This window comes from Leisingera aquaemixtae (assembly GCF_006740765.1).
GTDB lineage: Bacteria > Pseudomonadota > Alphaproteobacteria > Rhodobacterales > Rhodobacteraceae > Leisingera > Leisingera aquaemixtae.
This window is the reverse complement of sequence record NZ_CP041159.1, coordinates 2861531-2884326: the sequence shown is the minus strand read 5'-3', so window position 1 is coordinate 2884326 and position 22796 is coordinate 2861531. Positions and strand designations below refer to the sequence as shown.

Genomic DNA, 22796 nt, shown 5'->3' with positions numbered 1-22796 from the left:
TCAGAAGGTCAGGAGAGCGCGGGCGGGCCGCGGGCGTCATAGCGCCAGTGGAAGCCGGCGGTATGATGGGTGAACGCCTCGCGCGACCAGCGGTCTGTCAGCGGGGCGTCAAGGTTCAGATCAAGCAGGCTGTCCGGCAGCAGCGCCACCGCGCCAAGGGTGGCAAAGGGGCAGCTGCGGTCCTCCATCTGTTCGGTAGGGGCGTGTCCGCCTTCGTCCTCCAGAGCGACCCAGGTTTCCACCGTGCCGCTGCCGGTGCAGATCACCAGAAGCACCTTGCCGTCCTGCCCGGCGCCCGGCATCCAACCGGAGGGGATCAGCCCGGCCACGGCCAGGGCGATCACAACCAGATAAGAGGCGAGGCGGGCAATCACGGATCAGAGGCCGGCGATGATCGACCTGAGGGTCGGGATGCCGTCGCCCTTCTCGGACGAGGTCAGCACGATTTCCGGATAGGCCGCCGGGTGTCTGGCCAGCGCGCCGCGGACCTGCTCCAGCACCTTGGCGCGGTCCTTGTCCTTGACCTTGTCGGCCTTGGTCATCACGCATTGGAAGGTGACGGCGGAGCTGTCCAGCAGCTTCATGATGTCCTCGTCCACCTTCTTGACGCCATGGCGGCTGTCGATCAGCACAAAGGCGCGGCGCAGGTTCTGGCGGCCGGACAGGTACTGCTTCAAGAGCTTCTGCCATTTCTCCACCACCGCCAGCGGCGCGTTGGCATAGCCGTAGCCGGGCAGGTCGACCAGATAGAGGTCGGGGCCTTGGGTGAAGAAGTTGATCTCCTGTGTGCGGCCCGGGGTGTTGGAGGCGCGCGCGATCCCCTTGGTGCCGGTCAGCGCGTTGATCAGGCTCGACTTGCCGACGTTGGAGCGGCCGGCAAAACAGACCTCCATCCGGTCGGCGCCGGGCAGGCCGTTCATTGCGACCACGCCTTTCAGGAACTCGGTCTCGCCCGCAAACAGCTTGCGGCCTTTTTCCAGGGAAATTTCGTCCGGCGCCTCGGCCAGGGGGAATTGCATCTGCATCACAGTACCTTCACCGCATCGCCGATGCGGACAGGGCCGCCGCGGATCACCTCGGCATAGACCGAGAAATCCTGGTGGCCCCAATTGTCTTTCAGGGTTTTCAGCGTGTCGGCGTCGCGTTCGCCGGTTTCGGGATTGGCGGTGGTCGCCAGGCAGCGGACCACCCGGTCGCGCACCGCAAGGACGGCCTCGCCGATCTGCACCTCGCGGCCCAGCCACTCGTTTTCGGCCCAGGCCTCGCCGAGGTCGAACCAGATGTTGCCGCGCCAGCGCAGCGGCGACAGCGGGTGGCCGATGGCCTGTTCCACCGCGCGGTGGGAGGCCCGGTTGCAGAGCGTGATCGAGGGGAACACGCTGTCGGTCAGGCCGCGGCCCGGCACCCGCACGATATGGGAGGAGCCGGCCCGGTTTGCAGGCAGCAGCGGCTTTTCCCACTCCAGGAACCGCGGCAGATCCGTGGGGTTTTCCGGGTCGAAGGTCAGATCGGGGCGGTCCGGGTGGGTCAGCGTCAGCTGGCCGGTGGCGTCGTCCAGCCGGGCATTGACCGCCATCAGCGCGGGCGCCTTGGCGCCGCGGGTGAAGTTCTGGCAAGGCACCCATTCGGAGCCATCCGCCTTGGACGCCTCATGCGCGACCGCCCAAACGCGGTCGCCGGGCATGGTCTGCCCGGCGCTCAGAGTTACGGTATCCAGTGCCTCCCGCCCGTGTGATTTGAGCGGGTGGCGCCAGATTTCTGTGACCTCAGCGGGCCTCACTTCTCAGCCTTCGGCTTCTTCCTGAAGCTCGACTTGATGTTGCCGAACACGTCCGGCGAATAGCCATGGCTGCGCATGATCAGATACTGCTGAGTGAAGGTGATCGTGTTGTTCGCGATCCAGTAGACCACCAGGCCGGAGGCGAAGCCGCCGAGCATGAACATGAACACCCAGGGCATCCAGGCAAAGATCATCTGCTGGGTCGGGTCGGTGGGCGCCGGGTTCAGCTTCTGCTGCAGCCACATCGAGACACCCAGCAGGATCGGCAGGATGCCGATAAAGACCAGCGCCAGGATGCTTTCCGGGGCCGGGGCCGCCCAGGGCAGCAGGCCGAACAGGTTGAAGATCGAGGTCGGATCCGGCGCGCTGAGGTCCTGGAAGGGGCCGAAGAAGGGCGCGTGGCGCAGTTCCAGGGTGACGAAGATCACCTTGTAGAGCGAGAAGAAGATCGGGATCTGGATCAGGATTGGCAGGCAGCCCGCGGCGGGGTTCACCTTCTCCCGCTTGTAGAGCTCCATCATCTCCTTCTGCATCTTCTGGCGGTCGTCGCCGGCGCGTTCCTTGAGCTTCTCCATCTCCGGCTGAAGCTCTTTCATCTTCGCCATGGAGGCGTAAGATTTATAGGCCAGCGGGAACACCAGGATCTTGATCACCACGGTGAGGCCGATGATCGCCCAGCCCATGTTGCCGATCAGGACGTTCAGGTTGTGCAGCAGCCAGAACATCGGCTTGGTCAGGAAGAAGAACCAGCCCCAGTCGATCACGTCCAAGAAGCCCTGGATGCCTGCTTTCTGATAGCCGCGGATGGTTTCCCATTCCTTGGCGCCGGCAAACAGCTGGGTGGTTACTTCGGACGACTGGCCGTCGGCGACGGTCACGGTCGGCAGCACGATGTCTGTCTGGTAGATCTCGCGGCGCTCGTCGAATTTGGCGATCGAGCGGAAGGCCTGGCCCGGCGCGGGGACCAGGGTCGACATCCAGTAATGGTCGGTAAAGCCGATCCAGCCGTTTTCGGCGACCTGGCGGATCTCTGCCTTGGAGCCGTCGCGCGCATCGGCTTCGAAATCGGCCATGTCGTCATAGTCGATCTCGGCCAGCTCGCCGTCGGACATGCCGACCAGGCCTTCGTGCAGGATGAAGAAGTTCTTCAGGTCGGCCGGCTGGCCATGGCGGGCCAGGGTGCCGTAGGGCGCCAGCGACACGGTGCCGCCGGAGGCGTTCGCAACCGACTGGGTGACCGAGAACATGTAGTCCTCGTCGACCGAGATGGTGCGCGAGAAGGTCAGGCCCTTGCCGTTGTCCCAGGTCAGGGTGACGGGGCTGTCCGGGGTCAGGGTGGCGTCTGCCCCGGCGCTCCAGACGGTGTTGGCGCCCGGCACGTCATCCAGCGACAGGCCCGAACCCGGAGCCCAGCCATAGAGCGCGTAATAGGCCTGGGCCTCGCCCACCGGCTTCAGCAGTTTGACGATCGGGGAATTCGCGTCCAGCGTCTCGCGGTAGTCCTTCAGCGACAGATCGTCGATCCGGCCGCCCTGCAGCGAGATGCTGCCGGTCACCCGCGGCGTGTCGATGGCCAGGCGCGCGGCCTGCGGCGCTTCGGCCTGGGCCGGGGCGCTGCTGTCCACAGCCTCCGCCGCGGCGCTGGGCGCCAGTGCGGTATCGCCTGCGGGGGCGGTTTCGCTGACCGCGGTTTCCGGCGCCTGTTCCGGTTCCGGCGGCGGGAAGAAGGTATACCACCCGAGGATCACCAGAAAGCTGAGTACGGTTGCGAGAATAAGATTTTTGTTCTGATCGTCCATTGGGGACTGCCACCTCGTGTAGGGAAGGACACGTGGGGTTCAACAGAGGTGGGCCGCAAAGGTCAAGCAGAATCGGGCCGCGCCGGGGCGGCAGAGCGCCCCGGCGCGGTATAAAGTGCCCGGAAGTGTGCGGTCAGGGGGTCTGGCGGCCGATCACAGGCGTGTTCTGCAGTTTCGCCTCATGCGCGGCGATCCAGTCCAGCGTCTGCTCAAACGGCATCGGGCGGCCGATGCCGAAGCCCTGCACGTGGCCGCAGCCCAGCTGCGCCAGCAGCGCGTGCTCGCCCGCGGTTTCCACCCCTTCGGCCAGGGTGTCCAGATCCAGCCGCTCTGCCATCGTCAGGATGGCGGAGATCAGTTTCTGCTGTTCCGGGTCCTGATCGGCCTTCATCACAAAGGAGCGGTCGATCTTGATGCGGGAGATGTTGAACCGGCGCACTGCGGCGATCGAGGCGTGGCCGGTGCCGAAATCGTCGAGGTCGATGTGGCAGCCCAGGTCGCTGAGGGCGAGGATGTTGCGGGTGACCACGCCGTCGGGCTGATCGGTCATCACGGTTTCCAGGATCTCGACACACAGGCGGCTGGGGGGCAGTTCAAACCGCTCCAGCTCCCATTTGACGCGCCCGGCCAGCCCGGGGTTGCGCAGCTCCTGGGTGGCGAAGTTCACCCCGACGCAGGGCACGTTCACCCCGGCCGCGTCCCAGGCCTTGACCGCCACCAGGGCGTTGTAGAGCATCACCTGGCTGAGCCGGTCCATCAGCCCGGCCTCCTCCAGCGCGGGCAGGAAGGTGGAGGGCGGGATCAGCCCCTGCACCGGATGCGACCAGCGCGCCAGCGCCTCGAATCCCGAGACCCGGCCGGTGTCGGTGCAGATCTGCGGCTGGAACCAGGCCTGGATCTGGCCGGTTTCCAGCGCCGCCGCGGCCTCGTCGCGCAGGCTGGAGCGGGAGTTGCCGCGGCCCGACATATCCGCCGAATAGGCGCGGATTCCGCCGGGGCCGTTGCTCTGCGCCTCGGCCAGGGCAGCGATGGCGGCCCCGGTCCAGTCGGCGCCGGTTTTGCCCGGCGCGCGGTTGCGCTGGCAGAAGCCGATGGAGGAGGTCATGTAAACCGTGGTGCCGTCCAGCGGCACCGGCTCCTCCGCGGCGGATTGAATCCGGCCCGCCAGCTGAATGCACAGCTCCAGGTCGAGCTGCAGGGTGGGGGCCAGGCAGATCGCGAACCGGCTGTCGCCGAGCCGGGCCACGACATCGTTCTGGCGCAGGGCAGAGGCGATCTGCGCGCCGCACTGCTGCATGATCCGGTCGCCCGCGTCCTGGCCGTGCCGGTCGGCCAGCTCCTTATAGTCGTCCAGGTCCACGATGAAGACGGCCGAGCGCAGATCGGTATCGGCGCATTCGGCGTGGATGCGGGCGGTTTCCGCCTCGAACCCGTCGCGCAGCATCATGCCGGTGATGCTGTCGCGGGGACGGCCGCGGCCGCCGAGCTTGCTGAAGCCGCCGGTGGCGGCGAGCAGCACCGGCAGGCCTAGCGCCACCGACAGCAGCGCCACCTCGCCGCCGAGCCAGTAGGTGGCCAGCGTCAGCGCGGGCAGGAAAGCGAGCACGGGCGGCCCGAAAAGTGCGGGGGCAAGGATTTGCCGGAGCCGTGCCAGGAGACCTGAACCCGTGTCAATCATTCTCAGACCTTTCGTCTGCAGCCAGTCATTCCGGCCTGAGACTAAGGCGCTGATCTAACCCGGGAGTTAACGCAGCTTGGGAATTTCGGAATTTTCCGGCTCAGCGCTGGAATTCTTCAGCTCCAGGCCGGCGAAATCGAACAGTTTCGGGTCCAGCAGATGCGACGGGCGCGCATTCATCAGCGCCCGGAACATCACCTGGCGGCGTCCGGGCGAGTTTGATTCCCATTGGTCCAGGATCTGTTTCACCTGCTGGCGCTGCAGCCCGTCCTGGCTGCCGCAGAGGTCGCAGGGAATGATCGGATAGTTCATGGACCGCGCGAATTTCTCGCAATCGGCCTCTGCCACATGGGCCAGCGGGCGGAACACGAACAGGTCGCCCTCCTCATTGACCAGCTTGGGAGGCATGGTCGCCAGGCGGCCGCCGTGAAAGAGGTTCATGAAGAAGGTTTCCAGGATGTCATCCCGGTGATGGCCCAGCACAACCGCCGAGCAGCCTTCCTCGCGCGCGATGCGGTAGAGGTTGCCGCGGCGCAGGCGCGAGCACAGCGCGCAGTAGGTGCGCCCCTGCGGCACCTTGTCGACGACGATGGAATAGGTGTCCTGATACTCGATCCGGTGCGGCACGCCCATCTTTTCCAGGAATTCCGGCAGCACGGTGGCCGGAAAGCCTGGCTGGCCCTGGTCCAGGTTGCAGGCCAAGAGATCGACGGGCAAGAGGCCGCGCCATTTCAGCTCGTATAGCACGGCCAGCAGGGTATAGCTGTCCTTGCCGCCCGACAGGCAGACCAGCCATTTCGGCGTGCTGCCGTCCTCGCGCCGCTCGACCATGCCGTATTGGTCGATGGCTTCACGCGCATAGCGCACGATGCGCTTCCTGAGCTTCTTGAACTCAGTGGTCGCGGGGGCGCCGGCAAACAGCGGATGGATTTCGTCCAGATCATCATCAAGCATGGGCGCGCCCTAGCCGAGCAGGGGCGTTTTGCCAAGGAAAAAAGGCAGAAGGCTGAAGGCCGGGCGGGTTCCGGCCTTTGCCCTCGTCACAGGTAGCCGCGGGAGGAGGGCAGCTCTTCCGGCAGCGGCGGCAGGCCGATGTCCTGGCGTATGTAATTGCTGAGCGGCAGGGTGCGGCCGGCTTTGCGCGGGGGGCGCTGCGCGGATAACAAGTGACGGACGATGGCGGCCACTGTCCGGCGCAGGCCGAGGTCGGCCAGGATTTGCGCCAATGCGGCCTGCGGGTCTTGAATGGGCGCAGGAATGTCTGTGCGTGTCATGGTTTCCGCCGGCTGCAGGGCAGCCGGTTCCTAATGTGCGAAGGTGAAAGGGGGCGCCAAGAACCAACACGCAGTATGCGCGCCGGAAGGTTCTCAGCTGTCGTTAAATTGGGAAGGTGCGATCAGGTCAGGCGCGGTTCAGCGCAGAGGGCTGCCGAGGCGCCGGCCAAGTCTGGTACCGGCATAGCCTGGATAAGCTGCGGAGGTGCGGGATGTTTGAAACAGATCGTTCATTCGCGCCTCCGGCAATTCAGGGTTGATCGTGGCGACCATTGAGCACGTTTTGCGGAATCTGGATATTCCGGTTTTCCCTACTGTAGCCAAAATGCTGCAGCGGGGCCTGCCGCGTCACCTGCCGGATGTTGAGTCCCGCTTCTCTGGAACCGGGTCATAGCCGTCGCCGCCGAAGGGGTGGCAGCGGCCGATGCGGCGGAGGGTGAGCCAGGCGCCTTTGACAGCGCCGTGTTTTTCCAGCGATTCCAGCGCGTAGGCAGAGCAGGTGGGCTGGTAGCGGCAGTTGAAGCCGACCCAGGGGCTGAACAGCAGCCGGTAGGCGCGCACAGGCAGGGCGAAGATATGAGCCAGCGGGGTCATGGCGGATAGATAGGGGCAGGGCGGCTGTTAGGCAATAAGGGCAATGCCCGGCCGCGGGCGGAAGCGAAGCGCCCGCCCATGGGGGCGGTCGGGCGCTGCCCGGCGTGCCGCCGGGCGAAGGGCCTTGGGGTAAAATGCGGTGAAATGTGCCGGCGGGACGAAGAGCTACTGGCCGTGGATCTTCTTCAGCGCATAGATCAGGTCGCGCTTCAGCTCCTCGAAGGGGCGCTGGGCGGTCTCATCGGCGCGGCCGATCAGCACGTAATCCCAGCCGGGGCGGCCATGCACAGGCAAAATCATCCGCGCGGCCTCGCGCAGGCGGCGCTTGGCGCGGTTGCGGGCCACCGCGTTGCCAACTTTCTTGGAGCAGGTGAAGCCCATGCGGATGCCGCCGCCATCCTGGCGGTTGCGGCCCTGCACCATCATGCCCTTGGTGCCCTGCTTCAGGGCTGGGGGGCGGGCGCAGGCAAGGAAATCACGGCGCTTGGCCATGACCTCAAGCTTGGGCGCATCCGATGCGCAAACGGACACCGCCGGAGGCGTGTCCCCGCGGGCAGCGTTGCCGTCCTTGGGGGCCTCCGGCGGTGTCATGTCCGTCAGAACGGGAACTGAGCTTATGCGCTCAGTTCTTTACGGCCGCGGGCGCGGCGTGCGTTCAGGATCTTGCGGCCTGCTTTGGTGGCCATGCGCGCACGGAAGCCGTGGCGGCGTTTGCGAACCAGGTTCGAAGGCTGATAGGTGCGTTTCATCGCTCCGGTCTCCACATTTATGTCTACGGGTACGGCGCGGAATCGCCCGCCCGGGGTCTATCTCGAAGCCCGGTCTTTAGGAGGGAATGACGGCCAAGTCAAACCCTGCAGGCCGCCTTTTCCGGGCAATATGCAACATTTCTGCCAAAAACTGCCCCGGAACGGCCGGTCCGGACGCCGCGGCTGTAACATGGGACCGGTGATTCTGCCACAAAGCTCACGAAATCCGGATCTGTGTTCAAGCACCTGTGAAGCGGGGCTGCTTGGCCTCGCACAGCAGCCATTTAACACGTAGCACAAACCCTGCAGCAACCACGGACCGAAAAGCGATATGACCGAGACCCCGAATTCCGACCCGCAAGCTGGATCAAAGCCCGGCCTGGCGCGCCACCTGCCGCTGATTGCGGTGGCGGCTGTGGCGCTGATCGGGGCGGTGACGCTGAAGGACTATCTGACGTTTGACACGCTGCGCGACAACCGCGAGGCGCTGATGGCGTTCCGGGATCAGAATTACCTGGGGCTGGTGGCGCTGTTCATGGGGCTTTACATTGTCATCGTGGTGTTTTCGCTGCCCGGTGCGGCGGTGGCCTCGGTGACGGGCGGCTTTCTGTTCGGGCTGGCGGCGGGCACGGTGTTCAATGTGGTCTCTGCCACCATCGGCGCGGCGGGCATCTTTCTGGCCGCGCGCATGGGGCTGGGGGCGATGCTGACCGCCAGGATCGAAGCCGCCGAGGGCCGGGTGCAGATGCTGAAACAGGCGCTGCGGGAAAACGAGGTCGAGGTGCTGCTGCTGCTGCGGCTGGTGCCGGCGGTGCCGTTCTTTGTGGCCAACCTGCTGCCCGCGCTGGTGGGGGTGAAGTTCCGCAACTTCCTGTGGACCACCGCGGCGGGGATCATCCCGGGCGCCATCGTCTTTACCTGGATCGGGGTGGGCGTCGGGTCTGTCTTTGACCGCGGCGGGGATCCGGATCTGAGCCTGCTGTGGGAGCCGCATGTGATCGGGCCGATCCTGGGCTTGTGCGCGCTGGCGGCGATGCCGATCCTGGTCAAAGCGGTGCGCGGCAACCTGCGCGGCCGCAAGAAAAAGGACAGCTGAACATGAACCGTATCAAATGCGATCTTCTGGTCATCGGCGCCGGATCGGGGGGCTTGTCGGTGGCCGCGGGGGCCAGCCAGATGGGCGCCGATGTGGTGCTGCTGGAAGGGCACAAGATGGGCGGAGACTGCCTGAATTACGGCTGCGTGCCCTCCAAGGCGCTGCTGGCCAGCGCCAAGGCCGCCTATGGCCAGGCGCATACCGCGGCGTTCGGCGTGGCGGATCAGTGCCCGCAGCCGGACTATGCCGCGGCGAAGGATCATGTGCATCAGGTGATCGGAACCATCGCGCCGGTCGACAGCCAGGAGCGGTTCGAGGGCCTGGGCGTGCGGGTGATTCGGGAGTTCGGCCACTTCACCTCTGACACCGAGGTGGAGGCCGGGCCGTACCGCATCACCGCGCGCCGGATCGTCATTGCCACCGGATCCTCGCCCCTGGTGCCGCCGGTGCCGGGTCTGGACAAGGTGCCGTTTGAGACCAACGAGACCCTGTTCGATCTGCGCGAAAGGCCTGCGCATCTCTTGATCATCGGCGGCGGCCCGATCGGGATGGAGATGGCGCAGGCGCATGTGCGGCTGGGCAGCAAGGTCACCGTGATCGAAGGGCAGAAGGCGCTGGGCAAGGACGATCCGGAGGCCGCGGCGCTGGTGCTGGAGAGCCTGCGCGCAGAGGGCGTGGAGATTGCCGAGGGCGCCATGGTCTCCCGTGTTGGCGGCCAGGCCGGTGCGATTGAGGTCGAGACCAAGGACGGCAGCAAGTTTCACGGCACCCATCTGCTGATGGCGGTGGGGCGCAAGGCCAACACCGACCGGCTGAACCTGGAGGCTGCGGGGATCGAGACCCAGGGCAACGGCATCAAGGTGGACGAGAGCCTGCTGACCACCAACAAGCGCGTCTATGCCATTGGCGACGTGGCCGGCGGGCTGCAGTTCACCCATGTGGCGGGCTACCACGCCAGCGTCATCATCCGCTCCGCGCTGTTCGGGCTGCCGTCCAAGGCCAAGACCAGCCATATCCCCTGGGCGACCTATACCGATCCGGAGCTGGCGCAGGCGGGGCTGACCGAAACCCAGGCGCGCGACCGGTATGGCGTGAAACTGGAGGTGGTGCGCTTCGACTATGAGCACAACGACCGCGCCATCGCCGAACGCAAGGCCAAGGGCTTTATCAAGGTGATGGTTGCCGGCGGGCGTCCCGTTGGGGCCACCATCGTGGGGCACCAGGCCGGAGAGCTGATCTGCCTGTGGTCCATGGCACTGGCCAACCGCTTGAAAATGAGCCAGATTGCAGCCATGGTTGCGCCTTATCCCTCCTTTGGCGAGATCAACAAGCGGGCAGCGGGCGCGTATTTTTCCCCGCGGCTTTTTGAAAGCAGTCTGGTGAAACGCGCGGTGCGCCTGGTTCAGCGCTGGATTCCATGAGGTAAGGGCGGCGGGATGCTCAACACGCTTTCGGGCAGATTTCTGGTCCTGACCACGGTGTTCGTGATGCTGGCCGAGGTGCTGATCTTTGTCCCGTCGATTGCCCGGTTCCGCATGGATTACCTGTCGGACCGGCTGGAGCGGGCGCAGATCGCGTCGCTGGCGCTCTTGGCTGATGACATGCTGGAAACCGAGCTGGAAGCGGAGTTGCTGGAAAACGCGGGCGTCTACAACGTGGTGCTGCGCCGCGATGAGATCCGCCAGCTGATGCTGGCTTCGCCGATCCCGCGGCAGATCACCGGCACCTATGATCTGCGCATGGCCGGGGCGCTGACGCTGATCAAGGACGCGGTGCTGCGGCTGGCCACGCCGGAAAATGAGATCATCCGGGTGATCGGCGCGCCGGTGCGCGATGCCGGCCTGCTGATCGAGGTCACCATCGAGACCGCGCCCCTGCGCCAGGCCATGCTGGACTACGGGGTGCGGATCCTGATCCTGTCGGCGGTGATCTCCATCTTCACCGCGCTGTTGCTGTTTGTCGCGGTGCGGATCGTGCTGGTGAAGCCGATCAAAAGCGTGGTCGGCCACATGCAGCGCTATGCGGCCGCGCCCGAGGATGCGCGCGGCATCATCCATCCCAGCTCCGGCGTGGTGGAGCTGCGCGAGGCGGAAGAGGCGCTGATGCAGCTGCAGACGGAGCTGACCCATGCGCTGAAGCAGCGCGAGCGGCTGGCGCAGCTGGGCGGCGCGGTGGCCAAGGTGAGCCATGATCTGCGCAACATCCTGACTTCGGCGCAGCTGTTCACCGACCGTATCGAGCGTAGCGAAGACCCGCTGGTGCGCCGCCTGGCGCCGAAGCTGGTGAATTCCATCACCCGTGCGGTCTCGCTGTGCGAGGGCACGCTGGCCTTTGGCCGGGCGGAAGAGCCCTCGCCCACCTTTGCGGTGGTCTGCCTGCATGAAATCGTCGGCGACATCGCCGAAAGCGAGCTGCTGGCGGCCGGCAGCGCGGAGATCGGGATCATCAACACCGTGCCTGCGCCGATGATGCTGCGGGCCGATCCGGAGCAGCTGTTCCGCATCATCATGAACCTGGTGCGCAACGCCCGCCAGGCGATTGCCGCCACCGGGCAGCCCGGCACGGTGACGGTGGCCGCCCGCGAGACGGAAGGCGCCTGGTACATCACGGTGGCGGACACCGGCCCCGGCCTGCCGAAAAAGGCGCAGGACAATCTGTTCACCCCGTTCCAGGGCGGCGCCCGCAAGGGCGGCACCGGGCTGGGGCTGGCGATTGCCGGTGAGCTGGCCCGCGGCCACGGCGGCTCGGTGACGCTGACGCAGACCGGCCCCGGCGGCACGGTCTTCGAGATCTGCCTGCCCAAGGGCGATGGCACGATCTGAGGCGCTGGCGGCGGCGGGCGGTAATATGACAGGCGGATGAAACTATTTTTGCTTTTGGGGTTGCGCCTGTGCGATGCTATGGATAAACCCCGCCGCAGTGGACCGATAGCTCAGCTGGATAGAGTACTTGACTACGAATCAAGGGGTCGGGGGTTCGAATCCTCCTCGGTCCGCCACTTCCCTGTTGTCGGGCGACGCATAGTTTTGCCATTTGCGGCAGAACCTTTCCTTTTTCGTGTCTCCAACATCCCCGCTCGCGCCTCCTGTTCCGCCAGTGGCGAAGCCTTCCCTGATTTTCACTTCGGAAGACCTCGTGTCTTCCGGAGGGCAAAGCAGGGTGGGCGCAGCCCGGACTGCGGCCGGGCGGTGATCTGACACCCGCGAAATGATAGGATGCGCCGGAGCGGTGAAATTGGGAGGGGCCCGCGCCTGGCGCGGGAGGAACCGGATTTCTCCGTGGAGGCTGACGCGCAGCGGCATCAGAACCCGTGTTCAGAGTGCCGGCCGGATGGCAGGCGGACCAATCAAACGGAAAATGCCGGGGCAGGGAGGAGCGGGCGCAGCCCGTCGATGCCCTGTCCCGACTCCTGGGATATGCAATCCGCGCGCCCCGCGCGGATTTCTACTGTCTCTTACAGAAGGCGCAGTTGCCCCGGCCAGACAGTCAAGTCCTGCTCCAGCAAAAGGGATCGTTACCTTCTGAGGCGGAAACTGGGTAGTTCAAACGACTTGTGGCCGCGGTGGAAAGTGGCTCGGAACGAGACGCGTTCCACCGCTCCCGGGCCGCAGGGAGTTTGAGCTGTCCAGGTTCCGTCCGGATGCCGATGCAGTCGGTATCCGGATAGAGCTCGATCACGAGCTGGAAGCTCGGCATCCCGATCCTGCCTCACCCATCGCGTCAGCGTTGAGAGGCCAATGCCGAGATCATCTGCAACTTCACGTCGTGTGAGTCCGCTGGTCAGCGCCAGCCGAACCGCTTCACGCCGAAATTCCGGCGTCGGTCTGTTTCCGTTTCCCATAGAACACCTCCTGGTTCCTCAGTTGGTGCTCTCCACTTTTTCAGGGCTGACCTGCCCCCCGCGAAATCCCTCACCATGATGTAGAGTCTGCCCAACCTATGTAGGAGCAGACGAATGCGTAAGAGCCGTTACACCGAGGCGCAAATCATCGGGATGATCAAAGAGCAGGAAGCCGGGATGCCGACGGCGGAGGTGTGCCGCCGGCATGGGCTGAGCCCGGCGACCTTTTACAAGCTGAAGTCCAAGTATGGCGGCATGGAGGTATCGGAGGCGGCGCGGCTGAAAGCGCTGGAAGATGAGAATGCCAAGCTGAAGCGGCTGCTGGCAGACACGATGCTCGACAACGTGGTTTTGAAAGACCTGCTGGGAAAAAGCTGACGACACCGAAAGAGCGGCGAGAGGCAGCGCTCAATGCAATGCGGGATCATGACATCTCGCAGCGCAGGGCCTGCCGGCTTGTCGGTGTCGACCCCAAGACGGTCCGGCGCGAACGCCCGCCGGACCATCCTGAGATCCGCCAGGAGATGAAGGAGATCGCTGGCAAACGCCGCCGGTTCGGCTACCGGCGGATCGGCGTGCTGCTTGAGCGAAAAGGCATGATCATGAACCACAAAAAGCTTTACCGCCTCTACCGGGAGGAGGGTCTTGCAGTGAAACGGCGGCGGGGCCGCAAACGCGCCCGGGGCTCGAGAACGCCGATGCCCGAAGCCACACAGCCCAACCAGCGCTGGTCCCTGGATTTCCTGGCAGACAGCTTCGGCGCGGCGCGGAAGTTTCGCATCCTGGCCGTGAATGACGACTGCTGCCGGGAAAACCTGTGCCTGGCGGCAGACACCAGCATTTCAGGAGAGCGCGTTGCCCGGGAGCTGGACGCGCTCGTCCGGATCTACGGAAAACCCGCTTGCATTGTCAGCGACAACGGGACGGAATTCACCAGCCAGGCAATCCTGAAATGGGCCGACAGGAACGGGGTGGATTGGCATTACATCGACCCCGGAAAACCGCAGCAGAATGCCTTTATCGAGTCATTCAACGGCAGCCTGCGGGACGAGCTTCTCAATGAAGAGCTGTTCGATACCCTGGACGATGCCCGCCGCAAGCTGGCGCTGTGGCGCTACGATTACAACAACGTCAGGCCGCATTCTTCGCTGGGGAACAGAACGCCAATGCAAGCGCGGCAGGCGCTTGAGCTATTTGAGGGCTCCGCGCCTGCCGCGCTTGCCAAGCCCGAGACCGACGATTACCAAAACCAAACCCGCAGACTCTCCTCATGAACGAGGGACCAGCGGGGGGCAGGTCAGGGCAAGTCCACTGTCGCCATTCGAGCCAGCCGTTGCGAACGCCTCCTTCCCCCCGCGGCGAAGGTCTACCAAGTTCGTTCTGGGCTGCTCTCCCCCTAAGATTATGGCACTTGGGTAGTCGAGGACATTCGCAGATCATGTTCGCTTTGGGCTGCGAGCGGTCCAGTGCGCTTGCAGCATCCAGTGTGGGTAGAGGTGGCGGCAATGGGCTCTTCGTTAGCTTTCGCCGCGCCAGGCGTGAATGGCCGATCCCCGAGCACAAGTCCCGCTCCCGCAAAAGGGATCGTTACCTTCTGAGGCGGAAACTGGGTAGTTAAAACGACTTGTGGCCGCGGTGGAAAGTGGCTCGGAACGAGACGCGTTCCGCCGCCCACGGGCCGCAGGGAGAATGAGCTATCCGGATAGAGCCCGGTACCGAGCTGAAAGCTCGGGATTTGCCGACCCAAGAACAGGCGTTCAAGACGAGCGCGCAAAAGCGCGGATCCAGCCCAGAGCGGCCGTTAGGCGTGGTTAACAGGGAGGAAAAAGCGGACATCCATCCAGGCACAGACCGATGAATGATACGCGGAGCTCTGCTACCGTTGACCGAATGCTCGCAACAATTTGAGATAGTCTACCCAGTTCTGGCGGAGTCCTTGAAATCGTACGGCCCTGCGTCGGTCAGAAAAGAAAGTCGTCTGCCCCCAAGCTGTTCAGCGTTGTACTTTTCAGCGTGAGGGTGTTGCCGTTCAGATCGTCGATGATCGCGTCACCGTTCACCCATGAGACGTGATGGTTCATCAGATCGTTGAAGCCCTTAATTGACGCAACTCCACGAAGATCCACCCGTTCACCAGTGCTGGCCGCATTGAAGTCGGTCACCACATCATTGCCACTTGAGAAAATGAAAGTGTCGTTGCCACCTCCACCGGTCATCCGGTCATTGCCGCCCTCGCCATCCAGCTTGTCTTTGCCCTTACCTCCAATCAGCCGGTCCTTACCCGCTCCGCCCTCCAGCCGGTCGTTGCCACCGCCACCTTCAAGCCGGTCGTTGCCACCTTCACCTTTCAAGCGATCCCTGCCACCACCACCTTTAAGGTGATCGCGGCCAGAACCGCCGAATAGAATGTCGGATCCAATGCCGCCAATCAGCCAGTCGTTTCCGGCGTGGCCCGTCAGTTTGTCATTTCCCGATAAGCCATCAAGTCGGTCACCAAATCTCGTTCCGGACAGAACATCATCGCCGTCACTGGCTAAGGCCGGGGTTAGAAAGAGCTTCGTCTCAAGCTGCCCCGTATAAGTAGTCCTGTCATAATCCTGCCAGCTTACAGAAATGACACCATCAGAAAGTTCTGTAATCTTTGGGCGGACATCTAGGTCATTGCTGCCCTTCGAAAGCTGAACTTCCTCTCCTATACGCTCACCACCAGCCGCAAATCTTTGCGCCATGATGGATGAGGTTTCAGAAGACGTTACATGCGTCCAGACGATGACAAAACCGCCATCTGACAGCGCGGTAAGTTCCGGAGCGTATTGTTCATCCAACGTCTGAGTATGAACCTGGAATTCATCGCCTATCGGGTTGCCATCCGGGTTCATGATGCGGGCATAAACACCTTCTCTGCTGCCGTCCTGGCCGTCAGATACCCAGGTGAGCAGGATGTTCCCGTTCTCCAGAACAGTTATGGATGGATCCGATTGGCTATTATTCCAATACTGGTTGACCTGTGCCTCGTATGTTCGCGGTGTTCCATCAGAATTGTAAAGCCGAAGCATGACACTGTAGAGGCTGCCATCAACCTCTCGCGATCTCCAAGTTACTGCAAAGCCACCGTCTTCTAGTGGCGCAACATCGCCAAAAGACTGATACCCCTCCGTGGTTTGATTTACGCGAAAATCGTTTCCGCGCGGAGTCCCGTCAACGTCAAAAACGCGGGCGTGGTAGCTGACATATGAGTCGTCCCGTCCTAAACCGTTGTAGACGACAACATACCCGCCATCGTTCAGCGCGGTGATTTCCGGGTCAAAACTGGTGTCATCGGGGTCGTGGAACACCGTAAGCTCACTTCCGATGCGAGTGCCATCCGCCGAAAATCTCTGCGCGTTGATCGACGCATTAGTAGAGCTTTGCAATGCGGTGTAGGTAACAACAAAGCTGCCGTCCTCTAGCGTGGTGACATCCGGGCGGTTTTCATCGTTGGCGCTGAGGCTGACATCAAAAGCCGCAGCTTTGGGCTTTCCATCCGGGCGGAAAATCTGCGCTTTGATAACGCTACCGCTCTCGCGCCAGACCAGAATATACTCGCCGTTCTGCAAGGCTGACATCCCATGGTCTGAGCTTACCTTGTTTGCATCCGGAACAATCGTCTCGAGTGCTAAACCAGTAATTGCTTCCATTATAATGCTTTCTGTATACCGACTGGTTCAATCTTGGCTGTTTAATCACTTAATAGGGAAGCCTGCAACTTGCAGGTGCTCGATCGGCTGCACCGTACAATAGCGAGGCCAATCAAATTAGCATAGTGCGATGAGATTTTGCCTGTCTTCCGAGCCTTCTTGGCGTATGAAAAAGGGTGCCGCACCGGTCAAGTTAGACTCGGACCGGCCCTTTGTTGCGAGGCGGTTATAAGTCCGCTTTGGAACCGCGATCAGAGTTTTGCAAAGCCCGTTTGCTGCGCTGAGCTGTCGCTCGCGCCTGGCACTCAGCATTGAAAATATGCTCCTGACCAAATTTGAACGGCGCTGGCCGAAAAGGTCCGCTTCAGCCGATGGCAAGTATATGAGTCGCAAAAGGAAAGACTGGTGCGATCACGATTTTTCCACTGGCCTAAAATCAAGGGCTTAGCGGAGCCTGGAAGGTAAAACTATGTGCGACAGAACCTTTCCTTTTTTGTGTCTCCAACATCCCCGCTTGCGCCTCCTGATCCGCCAGTGGCGAAGCCTTCCCTGATTTTCACTTTGGAAGACCTCGTGTCTTCCGGAGGGCAAAGCAGGGTGGGCGCAGCCCGGACTGCGGCCAGGCGGTGATCTGACACACGGGGCCGGAGCGGAGAAATTGGGAGGGGGCCGCGCCAGGCGCGGAAGGAACCGGATTTCTCCGTGGAGGCTGACGCGCGAGCTACATCAGAACCCGTGTTCGGAGTGCCGGCCGGATGGCAGGCGGACCAATCAAACAGAAAATGCCGGGGCAGGGAGGAGCGGGCGCAGCCCGTCGATGCCCTGTCCCGACTCCTGGGATATGCAATCCGCGCGCCCCGCGCGGATTTCTACTGTCTCTTACAGAAGGCGCAGTTGCCCCAGCCAGACAGTCAAGTCCTGCTCCAGCAAAAGGGGTCGTTCCTTAACAACGGTCCCGTTATCAAGGGGCAGAATGCCCTCAGCAGGAGCCATAACCGCTCCATGAGGCAATTTACAGGTCGCGGACTAAGTGAAAATTCGCTGCAAGCTGCTTCAAAGGCGGCAAACTGCGCGTTTTGTCTGCGGCGACCCGCTGGAAGGGCGGTTTCCGGACCTTCACTGCACCTTTTGGCGGCAGTCGATAGGCCGGTTAAGCCGGTTTTCAGAACAGTCAGCTGCGGAGCGCCCCGGAATTCTTAGGCCTGGATTTGACCATGACGCAGCGGCCGTTGGTTTTAAAGGTTTCATGCAAGACGCTCTTTCGCAGTTTTCTCCAGAGGACAGCCGGTGGCCTGCGCGCCAAACCAGCCTTGCTGGAGCAAGATGTTGCTTCCGGGTTGATGGTGGTGATTGTATTGGACCGCCAAACCCTTGCTTTGAAAGGCCCTGATGCATGGACAAGTTCAGCCTCGATGCGACCGATATCCGCATCCTTAGTGCAGTCCAGAAACACGGCCAGCTGAGCAAAACCAAGCTGGCGGAGATCGTCAACTTGTCGCCAACCCCGTGCTGGACCCGCCTTGCGAAATTGAAGGCAGCCGGGTTCATACGCGGCTATCACGCCGACATTGCGCTCGACCGGGTCTGCGATTACACGCAGGTTATCGTGACGGTCTCGCTGACCCATCACCGCAAGTCTGATTTTGATCGCTTCGAGGGCCACATCCGGAAGCTGGACGCGGTCACCGAATGCATCGCCACAGGCGGTGGCATGGATTACGTCCTGAAGGTCTTCACCCCAAGCCTGCCAGCCTTTCAGGAACTGATGGAAACCCTGCTGTCGGCCGAACTGGGGATTGACCGCTACATGACCTACATCGTGACGCGCCACGTCAAATCCGCCCAGCCGAATCTCTCCGGCCTGACGGCCAGGCCGGGCAAATGACGGACCCCGCCTGAACGGTCTGCCAGCCCGCCGGCATCAGCCCGTTCGGGCTTTCCGCAGCTTGTTTTCAGTCCGCTTCCGGCCTGACTGCGGGGGTAATCCTTCACCCAGTTCAAACAGGCCGCGGCTGATCGGGCCGCCGGTGAAAAGGGTGAAAGACATGACGCAATCAGACGGCTTCGGGTTCGGCACACAGATCCGCAAATCCCCCTATTTCGACGCCACTGTCCGCTGGGGCGCCAAGGGGTTTTCGGTGTACAACCACATGTACATCCCGCGCGATTTCGGCGATCCGGTGCAGAACTTCTGGAACCTGGTGAACGACGCGATCCTGTGCGATGTGGCGGTCGAGCGCCAGGTGGAGATCACCGGCCCGGATGCGGCGAAGTTCGTGCAGATGCTCACCCCGCGCGACCTGTCGAAAATGGCCGTTGGCCAGTGCAAATACATCCTGATCACCAATGCCGACGGCGGCATTCTGAACGACCCGATCCTGCTGCGGCTGGCGGAAAACCACTTCTGGATCTCGCTGGCGGACAGCGACATCCTGCTGTGGGCGCAAGGCGTGGCGGTGCATTCCGGCATGGATGTCTCCATCTGCGAACCCGATGTGTCGCCGCTGCAGCTGCAAGGCCCGAAGTCCGGCGAGATCATGCGCGCGCTGTTCGGCGACAGCATCATGGACCTGAAATACTACTGGCTGCGCGAGGTTGATCTGGACGGCATTCCGCTGATCGTGTCGCGCACCGGGTGGTCCAGCGAGCTGGGCTATGAGCTGTACCTGCAGGACGGATCGCGCGGAGGCGAGCTGTGGGAAAAAATCATGGCGGCGGGCCAGCCCTTTGGCCTGCAGCCGGGCCACACCTCCTCGATCCGGCGGATCGAAGGCGGCATGCTGTCCTATCACGCTGATGCCGACATCCACACCAACCCCTTTGAGCTCGGTTTTGACCGGCTGGTGAATCTCGGCATGGAAACCGGTTTCATCGGCAAGGAAGCTCTGCGCCGCATCAAGGAGAAAGGTGTCAGCCGCAAACAGGTAGGGCTGGTTATCGAGTGTGAACCGCTGAAAGGCCCCAACACCACCTTCTGGCCGATCACCAAAGATGGCGGCACCGTCGGCAAGGTGACTTCGGCCGTCTACTCGCCGCGCCTTGAAAAGAACATCGCACTGGCGATGGTCTCGGCAGGGAGTTCTGAACTGGGCACCGAAGTCGAAGTGAAGACTGCCAGCGGCCCGGCAAAGGCCACGATTGTCGAAATCCCCTTCTACGACCCCAAGAAATCGCTCGCAGCAAGCTAACGCCAGAACGAGGACTTACGGAAATGTCGGATATTTCGATCGATCTGCACTGGCATCGCATTGAGCCTGAGCTCAAGCCCGGCGCCTACACGGCCGCGCATACCGTTCAGCTCAACAACGGCTACGACGTGCAAGTGGACGCCGCCCCCGATTATGGCGGCGACCCCAGCTGCACCAATCCCGAGCAGGCGCTGGCCTCGGCCCTGTCCAGCTGTCACATGCTGACGTTTCTTGCTCTGGCCGCCAAGGCCGGCTGGCCAGTGGCCAGCTACCATGATCATGTGGTGGCGCATCTGGGCAAGAACCCGAAGGGCAAGATGTCGGTGAACCGCTTGGATATGCACCCGGTGGTGCGTTTCGACACTGGCTTTCAGGTCAATGATGCGGAACTGGCGCAAATGCAGGACCGGGCGCACCGGTACTGTTTCATCGCCAATACACTGGCTGACTTCGTCGAGATCAACGTTCACTGACCCTCAAAACAGGAGAGAGCCCCGTGCAAGACACCGATATCCTGCTGCGCGACCTGGATGACGCCGGCATCCTGCGTCTGACCCTGAACGATGCCGGGCGGCGCAATGCCCTGTCCGAAGCCATGCTGGCGGCACTGGCTGCAGCCTTTGCCGAAGCGGGGGATAACCCGCAGGTGCGCGTTGTCATCCTGGCGGCAAACGGCCCGGCCTTTTGCGCCGGGCATGATCTGAAGGAGATGACCGCCGGACGCGCGGCTGCGGACGGCGGGCGGGCCTATTTTGCCAAGGTGATGGCGATGTGCTCTGCCACCATGCAGGCGATTGTGAACTGCCCCAAACCGGTGATTGCCGAGGTCACGGGGATCGCCACTGCGGCGGGCTGCCAGCTGGTGGCCAGCTGTGACCTGGCCGTTGCGGCGGATACCGCGCAGTTCAGCACACCGGGGGTGCATATCGGCCTGTTCTGCTCGACGCCGATGGTGGCCCTGTCGCGCAATGTCACCAGCAAGCATGCAATGGAAATGCTGCTGACCGGCGACATGACCCCGGCCCGGCGGGCAGAGGAGATCGGCCTGATCAACCGCGCCGTTCCGCCCGCAGGGCTGCGGGAGGCCTCGATGGAAATGGCCCGCAAGATCGCGTCCAAGTCGGTGATGACCCTGGCCACCGGCAAACGCGCCTTCTATGCGCAGCGGGAAATGCCCCTGACCGACGCCTATACCTATGCCTCCAGCGTGATGGTCGACAACATGCTCGCCCGCGATGCCGAAGAGGGCATCAGCGCCTTCCTCGAAAAACGCAGCCCCAAATGGCAGGATCACTAAGATCATGACGGACAACCCGTACAACACCGGTCTGGACCGCACCCCCGCGAACTATCAGCCGCTGACACCGCTGACCTTCCTGGAACGCGCCGCCAGCGTCTTTCCGGACCGCACGGCGATCGTGCATGGGTCCCTGCGGCGCAGCTATGCGGAGTTTTACGCGCGCTCGCGGCGGCTTGCCTCGGCCCTGGCCAAGAACGGCATCACCCGCGGCGACACCGTGTCGGCGCTGCTGCCCAACACGCCGGCGATGCTGGAGTGCCATTACGGCGTGCCGATGTGCGGCGCAGTGCTGCACTCGATCAACACGCGCCTGGATGCGGCGGTGATCGCGTTCCAGCTCGACCACGCGATGTCGAAACTGGTGATCGTGGACCGGGAATTCATGCCGCTGATGCAGGAGGCGCTGGCGCTTGCCACGGTCTCGCCGGTACTGATCCAGTATGATGACCCAGAGTATGACGGCGCGAAGACAGACGTGGAGGCCGCCGACTACGAGGTGTTCCTGACCCGCGGCAACCCCGATTTCAACTGGCTGATGCCGGAAGACGAATGGGATGCGATCTCGATCAACTACACCTCCGGCACCACCGGCGACCCCAAGGGCGTGGTCTCGCACCACCGGGGCGCCTATCTGCTGGCGCAGGGCAACGCGCTAACCACCTCGATGCAGAAACACGCGGTCTATCTCTGGACCCTGCCGATGTTCCACTGCAACGGCTGGTGCTTCCCCTGGACCCTGTCCGCCATCGCAGGCACCCATGTGTGTCTGCGGCAGGTGCGGGCCGAACCGATCTGGAACGCTCTTGCAGACGAGGGAGTAACCCACCTGTGCGGCGCCCCCATCGTGATGTCGCTGCTGATCTCGGCACCGGAGGAGGCGAAACGCGATCTCGCCGAGCAAGTGCAGTTCTTCACCGCCGCCGCGCCGCCGCCCGAAAGCCTGCTGGCCGGGATGAAGGCCGCAGGCTTCGACGTGACCCATCTGTACGGGCTGACGGAAACCTACGGCCCTGCGGTGGTCAATGACTGGCACAGCGGCTGGTCGGATCTGCCGCCTGCCGAACAGGCCGCACTGAAGGCGCGCCAGGGCGTGCGCTACCTGCCGCTGGAACAGCTGGATGTGCTGGACCCGGAGACGATGCAGCCGGTGCCGCGCGACGGCCAGACCATGGGCGAGGTGATGTTCCGCGGCAATGTCGTGATGAAGGGCTATTTCCGCAACCCCAAGGCCACTGAGGAGGCCTTTGCCGGCGGCTGGTTCCACTCCGGCGATCTGGGTGTCATGCACCCTGACGGCTATATCCAGCTTAAGGACCGGTCCAAAGACATCATCATCTCGGGCGGCGAGAACATCTCCTCGATCGAGGTCGAAGAGGCGCTTTACCGCCACCCTGCGGTTGCGGTGGCTGCTGTGGTGGCAATGCCGCATGAAAAGTGGGGTGAAACCCCCTGTGCCTTTGTCGAACTGGCGAAGGGGCACGAGGCGGACGCAGAAACCTTGCGCAGCTGGTGCCGCGACCACCTTGCGCCTTACAAAGTCCCCGGGAAGTTTATCTTCACGGCCATCCCAAGAACCTCAACCGGGAAGATCCAGAAATTCACCCTGCGCGAGCAGGCAAGGGAAATCGCGTCCTGACCAGGGGCGCAGAACTTCGGCCAATGGCGGCTTTACACAGTTCCTACGCGTTCATTTCTCTCGCGCAGCATTCGGTAATATGGGCTCGAAGCCCGGTTTCGCCGCGCGCTGCATGAATGTCTGCTTCATCCAAAGGTAAATCTGTGAGTCGCTAAAGGTAACTTAGCTGCTTCGGATGAAAATA

Annotated in this window: 20 protein-coding genes, 1 tRNA gene and 1 pseudogene; 10 read left to right on the top strand and 12 right to left on the bottom strand. The window is 62.9% G+C overall.

Annotated elements, in window-relative coordinates:
• Nucleotides 1-8: 8 nt before the first annotated feature.
• From R2C4_RS15765 to rpmH, 10 genes are all read right to left on the bottom strand, one after another.
• A complete protein-coding gene (locus tag R2C4_RS15765; RefSeq protein WP_141891385.1) occupies nucleotides 9-374 on the bottom strand; it encodes a DUF2946 family protein in 366 nt (121 codons plus the stop codon).
• A 3-nt stretch (nucleotides 375-377) separates the two neighbouring features.
• A complete protein-coding gene (gene yihA / locus R2C4_RS15760; protein WP_058285621.1) occupies nucleotides 378-1025 on the bottom strand; it encodes a ribosome biogenesis GTP-binding protein YihA/YsxC in 648 nt (215 codons plus the stop codon).
• Nucleotides 1025-1780 carry an MOSC domain-containing protein gene (locus R2C4_RS15755; RefSeq protein ID WP_141891384.1) on the bottom strand — a complete coding sequence of 252 codons (756 nt, stop codon included), beginning with the start codon at nucleotides 1778-1780 and terminating at the stop codon, nucleotides 1025-1027. Before R2C4_RS15755 ends, yihA begins: the two co-directional genes overlap by 1 nt.
• Nucleotides 1777-3579, bottom strand: a complete 1803-nt coding sequence (gene yidC, locus R2C4_RS15750) for a membrane protein insertase YidC (RefSeq protein WP_141891383.1) — start codon at nucleotides 3577-3579, stop codon at nucleotides 1777-1779. The genes R2C4_RS15755 and yidC overlap by 4 nt, the downstream gene beginning before the upstream one ends.
• 133 nt (nucleotides 3580-3712) lie before the next feature.
• Complete coding sequence (locus tag R2C4_RS15745) at nucleotides 3713-5257, bottom strand: putative bifunctional diguanylate cyclase/phosphodiesterase (protein ID WP_141891382.1); 1545 nt, start codon at nucleotides 5255-5257, stop codon at nucleotides 3713-3715.
• Nucleotides 5258-5323: 66 nt separating this feature from the next.
• Entirely contained in the window at nucleotides 5324-6211 is an 888-nt protein-coding gene (gene ttcA, locus R2C4_RS15740) for a tRNA 2-thiocytidine(32) synthetase TtcA (protein ID WP_141891381.1), read from the bottom strand.
• An 86-nt stretch (nucleotides 6212-6297) separates the two neighbouring features.
• On the bottom strand, nucleotides 6298-6531 hold the full coding sequence (locus tag R2C4_RS15735; protein ID WP_141891380.1) for a hypothetical protein: 234 nt from the start codon (nucleotides 6529-6531) through the stop codon (nucleotides 6298-6300).
• Between the two features lie 348 nt (nucleotides 6532-6879).
• On the bottom strand, nucleotides 6880-7125 hold the full coding sequence (gene yidD / locus R2C4_RS15730; protein ID WP_141891379.1) for a membrane protein insertion efficiency factor YidD: 246 nt from the start codon (nucleotides 7123-7125) through the stop codon (nucleotides 6880-6882).
• 165 nt (nucleotides 7126-7290) lie between these two features.
• On the bottom strand, nucleotides 7291-7716 hold the full coding sequence (gene rnpA / locus R2C4_RS15725) for a ribonuclease P protein component (RefSeq protein ID WP_141891378.1): 426 nt from the start codon (nucleotides 7714-7716) through the stop codon (nucleotides 7291-7293).
• Between the two features lie 23 nt (nucleotides 7717-7739).
• Complete coding sequence (rpmH, locus tag R2C4_RS15720) at nucleotides 7740-7874, bottom strand: 50S ribosomal protein L34 (protein ID WP_008554144.1); 135 nt, start codon at nucleotides 7872-7874, stop codon at nucleotides 7740-7742.
• 331 nt (nucleotides 7875-8205) lie between these two features.
• On the opposite strand from rpmH, the gene R2C4_RS15715 reads away from it, so the two are divergent.
• The 4 genes from R2C4_RS15715 to R2C4_RS15700 all read left to right on the top strand — a co-directional run bounded on the left by R2C4_RS15715 (nucleotide 8206) and on the right by R2C4_RS15700 (nucleotide 11968).
• Nucleotides 8206-8970, top strand: a complete 765-nt coding sequence (locus tag R2C4_RS15715) for a TVP38/TMEM64 family protein (RefSeq protein WP_058285628.1) — start codon at nucleotides 8206-8208, stop codon at nucleotides 8968-8970.
• A 2-nt stretch (nucleotides 8971-8972) separates the two neighbouring features.
• Nucleotides 8973-10391 carry a dihydrolipoyl dehydrogenase family protein gene (locus R2C4_RS15710; RefSeq protein ID WP_141891377.1) on the top strand — a complete coding sequence of 473 codons (1419 nt, stop codon included), beginning with the start codon at nucleotides 8973-8975 and terminating at the stop codon, nucleotides 10389-10391.
• Nucleotides 10392-10406: 15 nt separating this feature from the next.
• The gene (locus tag R2C4_RS15705; RefSeq protein WP_141891376.1) at nucleotides 10407-11792 is read left to right on the top strand and encodes a sensor histidine kinase; all 1386 of its coding nucleotides are present in this window, start codon (nucleotides 10407-10409) and stop codon (nucleotides 11790-11792) included.
• A gap of 99 nt (nucleotides 11793-11891) precedes the next feature.
• Nucleotides 11892-11968, top strand: a tRNA-Arg gene (locus R2C4_RS15700).
• Between the two features lie 672 nt (nucleotides 11969-12640).
• On the opposite strand, the pseudogene R2C4_RS21390 reads toward R2C4_RS15700, so the two are convergent.
• A pseudogene (locus tag R2C4_RS21390) lies at nucleotides 12641-12811 on the bottom strand (transposase); the annotation flags it as partial.
• 114 nt (nucleotides 12812-12925) lie between these two features.
• Here R2C4_RS21390 and R2C4_RS15690 point away from each other — a divergent pair.
• Nucleotides 12926-14085 (top strand): IS3 family transposase gene (locus R2C4_RS15690; RefSeq protein ID WP_141889521.1). Its coding sequence is split into 2 segments (ribosomal slippage): nucleotides 12926-13184 and nucleotides 13184-14085, totalling 1161 coding nucleotides; the frame shifts between segments, so codons are not numbered across the junction.
• Nucleotides 14086-14772: 687 nt separating this feature from the next.
• Here R2C4_RS15690 and R2C4_RS15685 read toward each other — a convergent pair.
• Nucleotides 14773-16488 carry a calcium-binding protein gene (locus tag R2C4_RS15685; protein WP_141891374.1) on the bottom strand — a complete coding sequence of 572 codons (1716 nt, stop codon included), beginning with the start codon at nucleotides 16486-16488 and terminating at the stop codon, nucleotides 14773-14775.
• A gap of 1393 nt (nucleotides 16489-17881) precedes the next feature.
• Between R2C4_RS15685 and R2C4_RS15680 the strand changes: the two genes are divergently transcribed.
• The 5 genes from R2C4_RS15680 to R2C4_RS15660 all read left to right on the top strand — a co-directional run bounded on the left by R2C4_RS15680 (nucleotide 17882) and on the right by R2C4_RS15660 (nucleotide 22612).
• Nucleotides 17882-18373 (top strand): Lrp/AsnC family transcriptional regulator, encoded by a 492-nt coding sequence (locus tag R2C4_RS15680; RefSeq protein ID WP_141891373.1) that lies wholly within the window; start codon nucleotides 17882-17884, stop codon nucleotides 18371-18373.
• 160 nt (nucleotides 18374-18533) lie between these two features.
• Nucleotides 18534-19676: a glycine cleavage T C-terminal barrel domain-containing protein gene (locus tag R2C4_RS15675; RefSeq protein WP_141891372.1), complete on the top strand. Its 1143-nt coding sequence runs from the start codon at nucleotides 18534-18536 to the stop codon at nucleotides 19674-19676.
• A 23-nt stretch (nucleotides 19677-19699) separates the two neighbouring features.
• Nucleotides 19700-20149 carry an OsmC family protein gene (locus R2C4_RS15670; protein WP_141891371.1) on the top strand — a complete coding sequence of 150 codons (450 nt, stop codon included), beginning with the start codon at nucleotides 19700-19702 and terminating at the stop codon, nucleotides 20147-20149.
• Nucleotides 20150-20172: 23 nt separating this feature from the next.
• Nucleotides 20173-20973 (top strand): enoyl-CoA hydratase, encoded by an 801-nt coding sequence (locus R2C4_RS15665; RefSeq protein WP_141891370.1) that lies wholly within the window; start codon nucleotides 20173-20175, stop codon nucleotides 20971-20973.
• Nucleotides 20974-20977: 4 nt separating this feature from the next.
• A complete protein-coding gene (locus R2C4_RS15660; RefSeq protein ID WP_141891369.1) occupies nucleotides 20978-22612 on the top strand; it encodes an acyl-CoA synthetase in 1635 nt (544 codons plus the stop codon).
• The last annotated feature ends 184 nt before the right edge of the window (nucleotides 22613-22796 follow it).